The organism is Klebsiella sp. CB_Kp196, from assembly GCF_040061575.1.
Classification (GTDB): domain Bacteria; phylum Pseudomonadota; class Gammaproteobacteria; order Enterobacterales; family Enterobacteriaceae; genus Klebsiella; species Klebsiella michiganensis.
Window position 1 is genome coordinate 131,744 of the sequence record NZ_JBEAFH010000032.1, and the last position, 14,669, is coordinate 146,412.

Here is a 14,669-nt window from a genome sequence, read left to right on the forward strand (position 1 = left end):
TGTATCCTGAGATTATCTACCCAATTTTGTGACCCAACTCTTACAGCTCTGGTCAATTAATTGATACACTAATTCAAATGCTTCGTCACTTTTCCGGTAAGGATCAGGAATTTCTTTTTCCCCCAACCAATGACCAAGCAACATAACCTTCCCGCGAGCTTCAGGTGCTATACGAGTCACTTGCTCTAAATGTTCTTTTTCCATAACGAGTAGTAAATCATATTTACGACCCAAAGATGGTGTAAATTGTTTGCCTTGATGATTTTCCAAGGAAAGATCATGCGCTTCTGCGACTCGTACAGCAGATGCATCAGCAGCATGGTCAATTAGTGCTCCGACACCTGCTGATGTTATGGTCATTCCTGGCAAGTATTTTTGTAACAAACGCTCTCCAATAGGTGAACGGCATATATTACCAGTGCAGATAACTAATATTGAATTAAACATTAATTTGGCCATCTCTTAATATAGCGAGCTGTCTCTGTCATATCATGCACACCTGTAATAGTTGGTACCAGTTGCGAAATCACGCGATTCCAACGAACCAATGGTGCTGTAGTAACATAAACAATATCATATGGCTGTAAATGGAACTCAGTACCTAACACCATTGCAGATGCATCCTGAGCATTTAATTGGTAAATATCAGCAATCTTACCGTTTGTATTGCCTTTCAACTGTCTAATCACAAAAATACCAGTAGCGTCACTCATCTCCTGAGAAATTCCTTCAGCATTACCTAATGCTTCAGCTAATGTCATACCGCTACGATCCATTTTCATTGTGGTTTGTTTAACGACTTCGCCCATGACAAATACTTTTAGATCATCATTGCGAGGCACGAACAAAATATCACCCGGATAAAGCAAATGATTCTGGGTTAGATCACCCTTTTGCATTAGAGCATATAAGGAAATTTTGATGTCTTTACCATTGTGAGTTAAGACAACATTCCGCCAGTCTGCATCCTCGGCTAACCCTCCAGCAGAATTAATTGCATCCATAACCGTCAGCGGAATATTAGTTATCGGCTGCTGGCCAGACTTAGCAACCTCTCCTGTTACATATGCTTTCTGAGAACGAAATGCGGCGATGCTGACATCTACCTGAGGGCTCTCGATATAAGTTGTCAGACGACTCGCAATATCCTGACGCACTTGACTTAGTGTTTTTCCTGCAACCTGAACCTTACCAATGTACGGGTAGAAAATTGTGCCATCTGAATTTACCCAGTTGCCGGTATCACTTGCACTACGATACTGTCCTGCAGGGGTAGTCAGCTCTGGGTGATCCCATACAGTAACCATCAGCACATCGCCAACACCAATACGATATTCGTAGCTGCTGAGCAAATTATCCAATGCAGGATTTGGACGAGCCAGTACAGTTTCCGGACGTAATTGATCAATAAGACCAGGTGTCATTGGATAAACATTGACCAGCTTATCCAAATCATAATCACTATCAGGTAGTTCAACTACATTCTTACGAAGGCTATTCAGACCCTGGCCCGGCAGGATTGTACAGCCCGATAAAAACCCTATCGCTAATGCCAATGCAGAAAATCTAACAATTTTTTTCTTCATAATGTCACATCATCAGTAAACTAAAAGTGGCTCATTCCCAAACTACCGCGCGTTTCTATCTCTTCACAGACAGCTGAAGCCAGCACTAACGTATAGTCATCCGGCTTCCTGAATTCGCTATAGCCAGGCTATAAATTAAATGGTATTTCAATCCCGGCACTGGCACCGACGTCGTCGCTATCACTGTTATCAGCATCGGTGTACCAGAGGGAAGTATTTAAACGCACTGATTTATACACATCCCCGCTCCAGCCCAACTGCACTCCTTTCAGAGTATCCGATTGCGGGAAGGCTTTATTAATCGACTGACTTATTGGATTGACCTTGGCATAGGCCAGGCGTGCGCTCCAACGTTGATTATCTTCTGTCACCAATTCAACCTTACCGGCATACAATTGACCATCTCCCCCCATTGCGTCACCCAGCGGATAACCCTGCTGGTAATACCCGTCGGTATAAATATGGTGGTTATAGCTGTAGTTCAGGCGGTCCATGTTGGATCGGGTGTCATGTGCTTCCACATACCAGTTGACGGCATCTTTACCCCAACCGTGGTGCCCCTCAACTCCACCAAGGTACATATTTGCCGATGGAAGATAGCCGGCCTCATCTTCACCAATCATCTGCCCATAGAAACTAATCGGCCAGCCAAGTGTAGGCTCTAGCTTAAATTTAAAATCAAAACCCGCTAGCTGGTTACCCGGTTCATTCGCTGTACCGGTGTTATCTTTACCCGTAAAACCATCCCAGAAGCTGCTAAACGACTCCGGTCTCCCCTCCCCGCCCCACTGCATAATGCGAGATGCGCCCAGTTCAAGGGACTGGAAAGGAGCAAACGTCAGACGCCCGCCGATAATTTTGGTATGCGGTACGGCGGTATATTGATTCATCTGACTGGCGGAAATCTGATACTGCCACGGGCCAATCCAGCGCAGCCACCAGGTTTCCGGTGCGGCCTGTTCAGCACGCTGCATTAAAACGCCGGTCATTGGCCGCATCGCATCACCGCGGATCAGGCTGCCTTCATAACCCGGCCCCCACCACTGCGGCATCTGACCAAATGAGAGCCACTGGTTCCAGAACTTAACCGCGCCATAGGCGCCGTTAGCATTAAAACGTGAACCGTTGCTGATGCGTTCGTCACCTTCAACGTTGCCCTGCAGGTGCACATCCCACCATTCGCCGCTGTTATTAAAGGCTAATGATAAAGAGCTATCCGCAGGCTGATTCTGACCAAAGCCCTGCGGCGTTCCGGGCTTATCCGTTGAGGTATAGCCGCTCACCCGAAAATCCGCTTTTAAAGAGTCGAGGCGCTGGTTGATTCGCGCCAGAACAACCTGTTCGGAAGAGTAAGAGGGTTTTGCCTTCTTAAGGGCCCGGTTAATCTCTTCCTGGCTCAGCGGCCAGGTCGACAGGCTGAGATGAATAACGCCTCGATCGGAGAGCCACGCCAGATCGTTGCGCAGTTCGTTGTCATTCATCACTAACCCGGAGGCATAGGCAAGTGAGCTGGCAGAAGTAAGCAGCCCTAATGCGAGTGCGATTCGCGCAATTTTTATCATTGTACAAGATCCATTTAAAGCCCCGTTTTCGCAAGCTGGCGCGACAAGGGGAACACTGATAGATGCAGCGCCCTCTGACGCCAACCTTTGCTATGTTTGGTCTACAGGTATTGGCCCGAGAAAACGAAAGCATGCCGATCGGAACGCCGTGCTAAAGCTCGTTTTCTACTCGCAGGCTACCTGCAGTACACAATGTATGCGAAATTGTTATTGAAGGCTATTCCATCGCACCTCATACCCGCAGTTTATCTGCCCGCCTCAAGACGAATACGTCCTGATTTGATGACAACTCGCTAGTATATACAGGTTGCGAAGAGAATCACCTGCATGGAGTCCACTTTAGGAATTTCTGTCGCATAAAATGAGATGTGATATAGAGAAAAGGCCTGGTCGCAGGTACGCTACCGCCCTTGGCTTAACAGCTACCAATGCACTGTACTTCTTTCCCTGTAAATTCGATCGTAGATTCCGATAAATCGGCGATTAATCCATCAAAGCAAACAATTTCGCGGCCATAAGTTTACGAGATTCTACCCTCAATTGGGAGCGTAATCTCACATTATCAGTTACGTTGCCAGCGCCACGAACCAATTGCCGATAACGCTATTGTTTTCTGCTCTTCACGTAAAAATGGAACCAGTACAAAGCAACTGAATAATCTCAACTTTATGATTTTATTGCCTTTTTCACCACAAAAAGTGTGTTGACTTAGCTTCAAGTTAATTATAGTTAGTCAACTACAAAAATTGATAGTAAAAAGAAGTATGCCACGCTGTTGTTATCATTAATAAATTCGATATTTAGCCAGAAAACTTATTTAGGAAACATCCTGGCTGATTATCATTGCGCTAATTATTGCGCAGAATGACCCATCACAAATTTATTTCATGGATATGAAATATCGCCGCTACTGACACTTTCATCATAAATTTCATATTGCATACAATGTGAACACGACATGATTCTTTCTGAATCCTTCATCTTTTCCACGTTTGTCTGAATCAGTAAAATCGCTTATGCAGATCGGCTCGGGTAAAAGGTTTTTCCAGTGGGCCAATCTTCACCGCAATCTCGTTCAGCAAAGATTGGGTTGGCGCCTTCGCCCCCGTATTCAGCAGAAGCGCCGGGATAATCACCATGCTCGCCAGACTGCCAAAGGATAACCGCGCTGTATGAGTGGCGCGAACGCGTGACTGTAGCAGCAGAAAAATTGCGCTGCCTGCGGCTCCCAGCAGTAAGCCGGCAATGACTTCAGAAGTTGAATGTGCGTGGACCATCAGTCGGGAGTAGCCAACCAGTCCGGCCAGAGCATAACCCACTACGACAGCAGTAAAACGAAGAGCTGGTGTAGCACGCGCGCACAGCAGCCATAAGAGGATTGGCCAGAAAGCTGAAGATAATGCGGTGTGCCCGCTAAAGCCAGTGAAGTCCAGCTCGCGAATCCCAATACCCCAACCCATAAATGCCAGTTTTGATGCGCAGACAATTGCGCCGGTTATGCCAAACAGCAGCGCCCAGTGCCAGGCCAGCTGCTTTGAATCTTTTCGCAGAAAAAGCACGATAAACAATACTGCCGCACTGGGTAACAGTACGGTGCTATCGCCAAAAAAAGTGACAACCTGCCAGTTCATTTATCTTTCATCCTTTGACGATCTCTCCAGTTCGCAACGCCTTTCCCGCGACATTTGTGTGGGCATATGCAATCGTTAAGTTCACATTAATATGCACACGCTACCGTTGTTTAATGCGCAAACATGATCTCAGTCAAGTTTTATTTTCATGTTACACCTTGACTAAGGGCCGCTTACTTAAGAAAAATCTTAGTAAGTAATTATCAGCAAAGAGTAAATTTTGCTTGTCTGACCATTTCATCATGCTACGTCTTATTCGACTACCAGAAGTCTCCGAACATTTGCTGCGTTCAAAAGCGATACACTATAACAATTAAATCAGCTAACTCATTGTATTTATAGGGACATTAACCAGTTCTACGCGCAGTATCTGATATTGTGAATCTGACGTTGTGAACGGCCTCGAATCCTCTTTTCGTCATCAGATAATTCGGACCGTTCACTCTCACGCGCTAATAAGCACTGACGCGAAAACTACGCCAGTAGCTTCTTAATACTCTCGCGGAATTTTGCCCCTTCTTTATGGTTACGCAGCCCGTAGCTTACAAAAGCCTGCATATAGCCCATTTTTTTGCCGCAGTCATAGCTGTCGCCAGTCATTAACATCGCATCGACCGACTGTTTTTTCGCCAGCTCGGCGATGGCATCCGTTAACTGGATACGTCCCCAGGCACCCGGCTCGGTACGCTCCAGTTCAGCCCATACATCGGCAGAGAGGACATAGCGCCCTACCGCCATCAGGTCGGAATCCAGGGTTTGCGGTTCATCAGGTTTTTCGATGAACTCAACGATACGGGCAACCTGCCCCGCCGATTCAAGAGCGTCCTTAGTCTGGATAACGGAATACTCGGAGAGATCGCCTTCCATCCGTTTGGCCAGTACCTGGCTACGACCCGTTTCATTGAAACGCGCCACCATCGCGGCAAGGTTATAGCGCAGAGGGTCGGCGCTGGCGTCGTCCAGAATGATATCCGGGAGCACCACCACAAACGGGTTATCGCCAATCAGCGGGCGCGCGCACAAAATGGAGTGACCTAAGCCCAGCTGCTGGCCCTGACGCACGTTCATGATCGTTACGCCAGGAGGACAGATAGCCTGCACCTCCGCCAGAAGCTGACGTTTTACGCGTTGTTCAAGCAATGCTTCCAGTTCGTAGGAGGTGTCGAAATGGTTTTCTACGGCATTCTTGGATGAATGCGTCACCAGCACGATTTCCTTGATACCCGCAGCTACAATTTCATCAACAATGTACTGCACCATTGGCTTGTCGACGATCGGCAACATCTCTTTCGGAATGGCCTTGGTGGCGGGCAACATATGCATCCCTAATCCTGCTACCGGTATAACTGCTTTCAAACTCACCATTTTCATATCCACCCGTATGGTTATAAACCTTTTGATCCTGTCAGTTTGTATGTATCACTGGCATTTATCAGTGATGATACACGCTTGATACCTGCCATTCTGTCCGTCAAATTCTGAAATTACACGCTGAATTTAAGAATACACGCAAAGTCTACATACCAATAGACAGTTTTAAGAAAATTCTTATACGCATACTTTCTAAAGAATTTCCATTTAATTACAATGAGTTACTCACCAGCAGCACCTTATTTTATTCATAAGGTAGCGTAATGACGCTCATCGCTTCTCCATCATTTCTCTTTTAATACCTTGTAATCTTTCATCATGAATTGACACAGAACAAGTGACTGCAAAAAAATAAAAATCCAGCCCAAATAATCAATTATATTGATAATAAAATTATTTAACGTACAAAAGCGCCTGAATCGCAGCCAATTACCCGTCACGCTTGACTTCACGGTCAGCAATGATATTGCTGAAAAAAACGACGGGCAGTCCGCTGACTTAAACCCTCTTCGCTGCTGTTTTTACCGCTCGCCATCACATATAACGCTCATTACATCGTCCTGCAAAAATTGATCTACGGCAAGCCACGACATTAAGTAGTATAAAAATCCAAATTCAAGAAAATCGTTGATATATACATCAAATCTATTGATTGACTCTTGCGTTATCTAAGTAACGTATCCGCCTTCTGCTGCAGAGCAGCATGGTCCTTCACCGCTCGGGTGACATCTGTCTTAACAATCGAGCGTACCGCCTCCGCCCGTATCGCTGAAATTTCGCGCGTTAATTAATAAGTACCATCCCATAAGCGCATTGTGGAAAGGTTATATCCTGCACAACTGACTCTTTTATTTGCTGGTTTATTGGGAAGCGGGTTCGGGGCTGAGCTAATTAACAGCAGAAAATATTGCATTTTATCTATAGCTTATCCATGATCGATTCATGGCACTCTTAGGTTGTAAAGGTTTTAACTGAATATGGAATGGATTGCCGACCCCTCGATTTGGGCCGGGCTCATTACGCTTGTCGTTATTGAGCTGGTACTCGGTATTGATAATCTGGTTTTTATTGCCATTCTCGCGGAAAAACTTCCCCCCGCGCAGCGAGACCGGGCCCGCGTCACCGGTCTGCTACTCGCAATGGTGATGCGCCTGCTGCTGCTGGCTTCGATCTCCTGGCTGGTCACGCTAACCAAACCGCTCATGACCTGGCACGATCTGAGCTTTAGCGCCCGCGATCTGATTATGCTGTTTGGCGGATTATTCCTCCTCTTCAAAGCCACCGTTGAACTTAACGAACGGCTGGAAGGGAAAGATAGCGATAACCCGACCCAGCGCAAAGGCGCCAGGTTCTGGGGGGTGGTAGCGCAAATCGTGGTGCTTGATGCCATCTTCTCTCTCGACTCGGTGATAACCGCGGTCGGCATGGTTGACCACCTGGCGGTCATGATGGCTGCGGTGATTATTGCCATTAGCCTGATGCTGATGGCCAGTAAAGCCCTCACCCGCTTTGTTAACAGCCATCCGACCATCGTTATTCTCTGTCTGAGCTTCCTGCTGATGATCGGCTTTAGCCTGATTGCCGAAGGCTTTGGTTTCCCTATTCCTAAAGGCTACCTGTACGCGGCTATCGGCTTCTCGGTCATGATTGAATCCTTCAACCAGCTGGCGATTTTTAACCGCCATCGCTTTCTCTCGGCCAACCTGACCCTACGCCAGCGAACCACCGAAGCGGTGATGAATCTGTTGAGCGGGCGCAAAGACAGTAGCGAACTGGATAGCGAGACCGCCTCGCTGGTTGCCGATCGCGACGATAACCCACTCTTCAATCCGCAAGAGCGGCGGATGATTGAGCGGGTACTGAATCTCAATCAGCGTACCGTCAGCAGCATCATGACCTCGCGTCATGACATTGAACATATTGATCTCAGCGCGCCGGAAGAGGAGATTCGCGCCTTACTCGACAAAAATCAGCATACCCGCCTCGTGGTTACCGGCGGCGATGATGACGAGGATATGCTTGGCGTCGTGCACGTGATCGATCTTCTGCAGCAATCATTACGTCATGAACCGCTCAATCTGCAGGTTCTGATTCGTCAGCCGCTGGTGTTCCCGGAAACGCTGCCGCTGCTTCCTGCGCTGGAGCAGTTCCGCAGAGCCAGAACCCACTTCGCTTTTGTGGTCGATGAATTTGGCTCCGTAGAGGGGATTGTCACGCTCAGCGACGTCATGGAGACCATCGCCGGAAATCTGCCTAATGAAGCAGAAGAGATCGATGCCCGTCACGATATTCACAAAAACGGCGACGGGAGCTGGACGGTCAACGGGCATATGCCGCTGGAAGACCTGGTCCAGTCCGTTCCTCTGCCGCTGGATGAGAAACGTGAATACCATACGGTTGCCGGTCTGCTGATGGAGTACCTGCAGCATGTGCCGCAGGCAGGTGAAGAAGTGAAACTTGACGGCTACGTGCTGCGCACGCTGCAGGTGGACAGCCATCGGGTACAAAAAGTACTGATAGTGCCGCCGGCGCAGGATGAAGATGAACTGGATTATGAAGTGTGATGCTCTCTTCGATGAAGCATCAAAAGCCGGACGCAGGCGGTTAACCGATTTTTAAGGGTTTGCTAATCTTTCTGCCGGGTAGTGGCTATCGCCTTACCCGGCAGAAAAAAGCCACACACTCAACACATCCCTCTTTAGCCGTAGGCCCGCGCAGGCGAAGCGCCGCCGGCAATTCCAGAGGAATGCGCATTGCCGGCAATCTTAGCACGATGCGCTTCTTCTGCTTTTCCTGGCTAACTTACAGTTTGTCGAGCAGCTTCTTCACATCCTTGCCGTCCTGGGTGTTTTTATTGCGTTCAGCCCATTCGCTAAGCCGTTTCCTGGCTTCATCCTGCAGTTGCTTGCGGAGTATCTGGTCAACCTGCAGGCTGTAGCTCAGCGTCTGCCAGTTACCATAAATTCGCAAAGGGATCGCCGTCTGCTTGAGCCTGTCGATGAGCTTACTTTCGCCCTTCCAGCCGCCCAGTACCCGGACGTTGAAGAGCATATCACAATCTTCTTTCAGCAGGTTGAGCTCACCCTGACCGGTCAGCGCCATCATGTCAGATTGGCCCTGCATATGCGTCAAGGTGACCAGCCCATTATTCAGCGCAAACTCGGTGCTGACAGAGTCCAGTCGGGTCGCATTGTCGTAATTTTCCTGCGCCTGAACGTTGGTGCTGCGCTCGACGGCCTGCTGTACCAGCTGCTGGAAGTTGAGCCCTTCAGTGCGCGTATCAGTGAGCTGCGTTACCGCCTGCCCCTGCCAGCTGCGGCGGAACTCGTCGGCATCGATCTTACCGCCGGAGAACTCGCCGGTCAGCGAGAGCTTGCCGGTGAGGTTTATCGAATAATTAAACGCTTTCAGAATCGAGCCGATCTCGACGTTGTCGAGTTGCGGCTGGAAAGAGGCATGCGGCGTTGCGCCCCGCGCGTCGAGCGAGCCGGGGAGCGAGAGTCGTCCACCGTCCAGGCTCCCCTGCATCTGATGAATCGTCAGCAGCCCCTGCTGGTTGCTGATTTCACTTTTCACCTGGGTAAAGTGCATCCCCCGCCACTGCAGCTGGTCAGCCGTCAGGTTCAGCCGGGCGTTAAACCCGCGCAGGGCGTTGTAATCCTGCTGAGTATCGTTATCCGCAATAACCGGGCGCAGCTGCCTGTTCTGGCTTTGCCCCTGCTGGTTAACGCTATTATCGCCAGAGGCGGAGGCATGAGAAAGCAGGCTATCGAGGTTGAGCGTGCCCGCCTGAAGGTTCAGCGTCCAGTCAGGCTGGTCGCCCAGCACGACGCTGCCGTTGCCGGCAATGGTGCTGCCGTTAGCCGTTAAGTTCAGCCCATCGAAGCTGAGCTTTTTCGCATCCTCGACCCAGCTGGTCTGCATGCTAGCCTGGCCGCTAATCCCTTCGGGGGGAAGCTCCGCGCCGCGAAGCTGCCAGTTCAGTTGTGAAATATCCGCCTTCAGAGAATGAGGATAATCACCGCCCTGCACCTGGGCGGAGAAGGAAAGCGCCAGATCGCGCTGATCGCGGTTCACCCGGCCAGAGAAATCGACCGTGGCGCGATGGCTGCTGTCCTGCTCCATCTGCAAACGGATATCGCGCACCGTAACCTGCTCGCCATCTTCATGCTGAAAAAAGAGCACGCTATCGGCAATCTGTAGCTTCTGGACATCATACGACCAGCCGCGATCCTCCGGCACCTGAGGCAGCGTATTGTCGTGCGGGACGACCGGAGCCCCCTTGCTACGCACGGCTTCGGTTTTGGAGGTCAGCTGGATCACCGCGCCCTTTAACATCACCTGCTTGACCTGCAGCTGATGGGAGATCAGCGGCAGCAGCCCGACGTCAAGGCGCATATTATCCGCGCGAATAACGGGTTCTTCAGCACCCGGCGCGGTCAGGGTCATGCGGCCTGAGAGAATGCTGAGCTGCGGCCAGACGTGCCAGCGCAGCGGCCCATTGAGCTCGAGCTGATAGCCGCTACGATCCGCCACCTCTTTAACCATATAGGCGCGAAAATCGTTGGGGTTGACCAGCAATACCAGCGCGGTAAGACCGGCGACAACTACCGCCAGTAAGATCATCAGCGTGGTCAGAATTCGTCTCATGGCATCCTCAGCAAACCGCTAAAATTATCAATCCTTGTCGATTCGACTCGCTACCGCGCCCTGCTGGTCGCGATATTTCGCATCTTCGCGGCGATTATAAGGCCGCATCGCCGGCCCGGATAACGGCTCAAAACTTAACGCGCCGATCAGCATCCCCGGACGCAGCGCCAGCGGCAGCTTACCCGAATTATAGAATTCCAGTACGATGCAGCCGGACCAGCCCGGATCGATGCGGTGCGCGGTGACGTGCACCATCAGGCCCAGACGCGCCAGCGAAGAGCGGCCATCCAGCCAGCCGACGAGATCCGGCGGCAGGGTGACCGATTCAAAGGTCACCGCCAGCGCCAGCTCGCCCGGATGCAGGAAGAACGCTTCACCATCCGGCAGAACAATCTCTTCGCTCATCACGCGATCCAGCGCCGCGCTGACTTCCGCTTTAGGCCCGCTCAGGTCAATAAAGCCCGCCGTGTGCCCGCGGAAAGTCCGAAACTTATTTCCCAGCCGAACATCGACCGTTGCGCCGTTAATGCGCTCAACGGGCGGGCGCGGATTAATGGCCAGACGCCCCTCATCCAACCAGGCTTCTATATCTCGGTCGCACAGACGCATGAACGTTCTCCTTTAAGGCATTGCGCCCCTACGCCTTCCGGGGATAAGGGCAAATTGGCTTCTCTTTGCACGTTACACAATTCGTTCGTGTTATTCAAAGAACTGACTGATTTTGGCCTTCAATATATCGATGGCGATACGGTTCTTACCGCCGCGAGGCACGATAATATCGGCATACTGTTTGGAAGGGTCGATAAACTGCAGGAACATCGGGCGCACCGTTTTCTGGTACTGCGCCATTACCGAATCCATCGAACGCCCACGCTCGTTAACGTCTCGCTTGATGCGCCGCATCAGGCAGATATCCAGCGGGGTGTCGACAAAAATGGAGAAGCTGAGTTCGTTGCGCAGGCGGGCGTCGGTCAGCAGCAGAATCCCTTCGAGAATGATGACTTTCTTCGGTTCAATATGAATGGTTTCCGGCATACGGGTATGCTCAACGTAGCTATACACCGGCAACTCTATCGGCTGGCCGCTTCTCAGCATCTGCAAATGCTGAAACAGCAGACTATGATCCATGGAGCTTGGGTGGTCATAGTTGGTTTTTACACGCTCTTCCATCGACAGATGACCTTGATCCTTGTAATAGCTGTCTTCCGGAATAACGCCGATATGTTCATCGCCGACCTGTTCACGTAATTCACGATATAGCGTACTGGCGATAAGGCTTTTGCCCGAAGCCGATGCGCCGGCGATGCCTATAATGACGCACTGATGAGACGTATCAGTCATAAATTTTTGCGACCTGATTAACCTGGGAATGTAGGAAGGGTGGCGGTTGACCGCCAAACGCCGCAATTATAGGGATTTCAGCGCGTCGATACCAGTGCTAAGCGCCTCCCGGGTCTATTCCTCCTCCGGCGACCAGCCTTGCGTATACCAGATATGCAGTAAAGCGTAGGAGCGCCAGGGGTGCCAGCGGCTGGCATAGCGCGCAATCCGCGCCGGCGTCATGCCGGGAAAACGCTGTTTAATCAGATAATCATCCGCCAGGAAGATATCCGGCGCCTGCCAGCCGCGCAGCGCGAAATAGTTCGCCGTCCAGCGGCCTATCCCGGGCAGCGTCTGCAGCTGCTTTATTCCGGCGTCGATATTCTCCGGCGCGAAGAGGGGGAGATCGCCGCGGATAGCCGCCTGCGCCAGGTGGATCAGCGCCTCCGCGCGCCGCAGGGGCATGCCCAGCGCCTTTAGCGCCAGCGGATCGGCCTGCGCCAGCCGCTGCGCGCTCGGGAAGAGATAAAAGCCCGGCGCGTCGGTCAACGGTTCCCCGAAGGCGGCCACCACTTTCCCGGTGAGCTTTGCCGCCATGGCCACGCTCACCAGCTGGCCGAGCACCGCACGTACCGCTTGTTCAAACGCATCCAGGGAGCCCGGCAGACGAAGCCCCGGCCTTGGCAGCGCAAGGCTTCCCAGCGTCAGGGCAATCTGCTGCGGGTCGCAGGACAAATCAAATAAACGCGCAACCCGCGCCAGGCACGCCTCCGCGACCGGCTGCAGCCCGGCGGAAAGCGTCACCCGCATGCCCTGCGCGGCGTCATCCGGCGTCACCGTGATGAGTCCAGCGTGGCCATTCAGGGCGAAGCTGCGGCAATAGCTGTCGCCGACAAAAGTTTCAATTCCCTGCACCGTACGCGCGCCAAGAAAATGAAACATCCATTGCCAGTCGTAGAGGGAATGCCAGGGTAGCAGCGTCATCATTTCTCCTTTTTTAGCGCTTCAATCATAGCGGCTCCGCGCCGCCTGCGCCTTGCTTTTAAATTCCAGTTGTCGCAGTGCCGTCAATCCGCTAAAGTCGCCCCCCTTCTTCACCGGCATGGGGATTTTGCAGGCTATGTTTATTGGTTTTGACTACGGTACCGCTAACTGTTCAGTGGCGGTGATGCGCGACAATACGCCGCAGCTGCTGACGCTGGAAAACGGCAGTTCACTACTGCCATCAATGCTTTGCGCGCCGACCCGCGAAGCGGTCAGCGAGTGGCTCTATCGCCACCACGACGTCCCGCCCAACGGTGATGAAAACCAGGCGCTGCTGCGTCGCGCGATAAGCTTCAACCGCGATGAAGATATCGACGTACTCGGCAACAGCGTGCAGTTTGGTCTCGCTTCGCTGCATCAGTACGTTGAAGATCCGCAAGAAGTCTACTTTGTAAAGTCGCCGAAATCGTTTCTCGGCGCCAGCGGGCTTAAGCCGCAGCAGGTAGCGCTGTTTGAAGACTTAGTATGCGCCATGATGCTGCATATCAAACTCCAGGCGCAAACGCAGCTGCCGGAAACCATCGATCAGGCGGTTATCGGCCGCCCGATTAACTTCCAGGGACTGGGCGGCGATGATGCCAACGCCCAGGCGCAGGGCATTCTCGAACGTGCGGCAAAGCGCGCGGGCTTTCGCGACGTCGTGTTTCAGTTTGAGCCGGTCGCCGCCGGTCTGGATTTCGAAGCGACGCTGAGCGAAGAAAAACGCGTGCTGGTCGTTGATATCGGCGGCGGTACCACCGACTGTTCGCTGCTGTTGATGGGGCCACAGTGGCGAGAAAAAGCCGATCGCCAGCAAAGCCTCCTCGGCCACAGCGGCTGCCGCGTCGGCGGTAACGACCTGGATATCGCCCTGGCCTTTAAATGCCTGATGCCGCTGCTGGGGATGGGCGGCGATACCGAAAAAGGCATCGCGCTGCCGATTCTGCCGTGGTGGAATGCGGTGGCAATTAACGACGTGCCGGCGCAGACCGACTTTTACAGCGCCGCCAACGGTCGCCTGCTTAACGATTTGCTGCGCAGCGCCCGAGACAGCGAAAAAGTCGCGCTGCTGCTGAAGGTCTGGCGTCAGCGTCTGAGCTATCGCCTGGTGCGCAGCGCGGAAGAGAGCAAAATCGCCCTTTCCGCGCAGCCGAGCGTCACCGCGGGGCTACCGTTTATTAGTGACGAGCTGGCGACAGCCATCAGCCAGCAGGGTCTGGAAGCTGCGCTGGATCAGCCGCTGGCCCGGATCATGGAGCAGGTTCAGCTGGCGCTGGATAACAGTAATGAAAAACCGGACGTGATTTACCTGACCGGCGGCAGCGCTCGCTCGCCGTTGATTAAAAAAGCGCTGGCGGCACACCTTCCGGGCATTCCGGTTGCCGGAGGCGATGATTTTGGCTCGGTTACCGCCGGGCTGGCCCGCTGGGCGCAGGTGATGTTTCGTTAAACATCCGCTGCGTTCCCGCACCACAGAACGCAGTGAATTTGTAGCCCGGCGCAGCGCAGCGCGAGCCGGGCTAAAT

The 14,669-nt window shown here is 52.1% G+C and carries 11 protein-coding genes; 2 read left to right on the forward strand and 9 right to left on the reverse strand.

The features are described 5' to 3' along the window. Positions 1-12: 12 nt before the first annotated feature. The 5 genes from ABLU87_RS06355 to galF form a co-directional block, all read right to left on the reverse strand. Complete coding sequence (locus ABLU87_RS06355) at positions 13-447, reverse strand: protein tyrosine phosphatase (RefSeq protein WP_103814551.1); 435 nt, start codon at positions 445-447, stop codon at positions 13-15. Further along, positions 447-1,586, reverse strand: coding sequence for a polysaccharide export protein (locus ABLU87_RS06360; protein ID WP_103814553.1), 1,140 nt, complete (start codon positions 1,584-1,586; stop codon positions 447-449). The genes ABLU87_RS06355 and ABLU87_RS06360 overlap by 1 nt, the downstream gene beginning before the upstream one ends. Before the next feature lie 128 nt (positions 1,587-1,714). Next, entirely contained in the window at positions 1,715-3,148 is a 1,434-nt protein-coding gene (locus ABLU87_RS06365; protein ID WP_348865933.1) for a capsule assembly Wzi family protein, read from the reverse strand. A gap of 1,001 nt (positions 3,149-4,149) precedes the next feature. Beyond that, complete coding sequence (locus ABLU87_RS06370; RefSeq protein WP_103814556.1) at positions 4,150-4,779, reverse strand: phosphatase PAP2 family protein; 630 nt, start codon at positions 4,777-4,779, stop codon at positions 4,150-4,152. Between the two features lie 474 nt (positions 4,780-5,253). Next, a complete protein-coding gene (gene galF, locus ABLU87_RS06375; protein WP_016946203.1) occupies positions 5,254-6,150 on the reverse strand; it encodes a UTP--glucose-1-phosphate uridylyltransferase GalF in 897 nt (298 codons plus the stop codon). Positions 6,151-7,127: 977 nt separating this feature from the next. Between galF and ABLU87_RS06380 the strand changes: the two genes are divergently transcribed. Next, complete coding sequence (locus ABLU87_RS06380) at positions 7,128-8,714, forward strand: TerC family protein (RefSeq protein WP_049082621.1); 1,587 nt, start codon at positions 7,128-7,130, stop codon at positions 8,712-8,714. A gap of 238 nt (positions 8,715-8,952) precedes the next feature. On the opposite strand, the gene asmA is transcribed toward ABLU87_RS06380, so the two are convergent. The 4 genes from asmA to alkA form a co-directional block, all read right to left on the reverse strand. Beyond that, complete coding sequence (asmA, locus tag ABLU87_RS06385; RefSeq protein WP_103814558.1) at positions 8,953-10,800, reverse strand: outer membrane assembly protein AsmA; 1,848 nt, start codon at positions 10,798-10,800, stop codon at positions 8,953-8,955. Positions 10,801-10,827: 27 nt separating this feature from the next. Further along, positions 10,828-11,409, reverse strand: coding sequence for a dCTP deaminase (gene dcd, locus ABLU87_RS06390; protein WP_004852489.1), 582 nt, complete (start codon positions 11,407-11,409; stop codon positions 10,828-10,830). A 90-nt stretch (positions 11,410-11,499) separates the two neighbouring features. Beyond that, positions 11,500-12,141, reverse strand: a complete 642-nt coding sequence (gene udk, locus ABLU87_RS06395) for a uridine kinase (protein WP_004122537.1) — start codon at positions 12,139-12,141, stop codon at positions 11,500-11,502. Positions 12,142-12,255: 114 nt separating this feature from the next. Further along, positions 12,256-13,104 carry a DNA-3-methyladenine glycosylase 2 gene (alkA, locus tag ABLU87_RS06400; RefSeq protein WP_064404532.1) on the reverse strand — a complete coding sequence of 283 codons (849 nt, stop codon included), beginning with the start codon at positions 13,102-13,104 and terminating at the stop codon, positions 12,256-12,258. Between the two features lie 136 nt (positions 13,105-13,240). On the opposite strand from alkA, the gene yegD reads away from it, so the two are divergent. Beyond that, positions 13,241-14,593, forward strand: coding sequence for a molecular chaperone (gene yegD / locus ABLU87_RS06405; RefSeq protein ID WP_064404530.1), 1,353 nt, complete (start codon positions 13,241-13,243; stop codon positions 14,591-14,593). Positions 14,594-14,669 lie beyond the last annotated feature (76 nt).

What these genes read in the sequence shown, in the direction of transcription:
- ABLU87_RS06365 (WP_348865933.1), bottom strand. Translation starts at nt 3,148, where the DNA reads ATGATAAAAATTGCGCGAATCGCACTCGCATTAGGGCTGCTTACTTCT.
- dcd (WP_004852489.1), bottom strand. Translation starts at nt 11,409, where the DNA reads ATGCGTCTGTGCGACCGAGATATAGAAGCCTGGTTGGATGAGGGGCGT.
- asmA (WP_103814558.1), bottom strand. Translation starts at nt 10,800, where the DNA reads ATGAGACGAATTCTGACCACGCTGATGATCTTACTGGCGGTAGTTGTC.
- udk (WP_004122537.1), bottom strand. Translation starts at nt 12,141, where the DNA reads ATGACTGATACGTCTCATCAGTGCGTCATTATAGGCATCGCCGGCGCA.
- ABLU87_RS06355 (WP_103814551.1), bottom strand. Translation starts at nt 447, where the DNA reads ATGTTTAATTCAATATTAGTTATCTGCACTGGTAATATATGCCGTTCA.
- ABLU87_RS06360 (WP_103814553.1), bottom strand. Translation starts at nt 1,586, where the DNA reads ATGAAGAAAAAAATTGTTAGATTTTCTGCATTGGCATTAGCGATAGGG.
- ABLU87_RS06380 (WP_049082621.1), top strand. Translation starts at nt 7,128, where the DNA reads ATGGAATGGATTGCCGACCCCTCGATTTGGGCCGGGCTCATTACGCTT.
- galF (WP_016946203.1), bottom strand. Translation starts at nt 6,150, where the DNA reads ATGAAAATGGTGAGTTTGAAAGCAGTTATACCGGTAGCAGGATTAGGG.
- ABLU87_RS06370 (WP_103814556.1), bottom strand. Translation starts at nt 4,779, where the DNA reads ATGAACTGGCAGGTTGTCACTTTTTTTGGCGATAGCACCGTACTGTTA.
- alkA (WP_064404532.1), bottom strand. Translation starts at nt 13,104, where the DNA reads ATGACGCTGCTACCCTGGCATTCCCTCTACGACTGGCAATGGATGTTT.
- yegD (WP_064404530.1), top strand. Translation starts at nt 13,241, where the DNA reads ATGTTTATTGGTTTTGACTACGGTACCGCTAACTGTTCAGTGGCGGTG.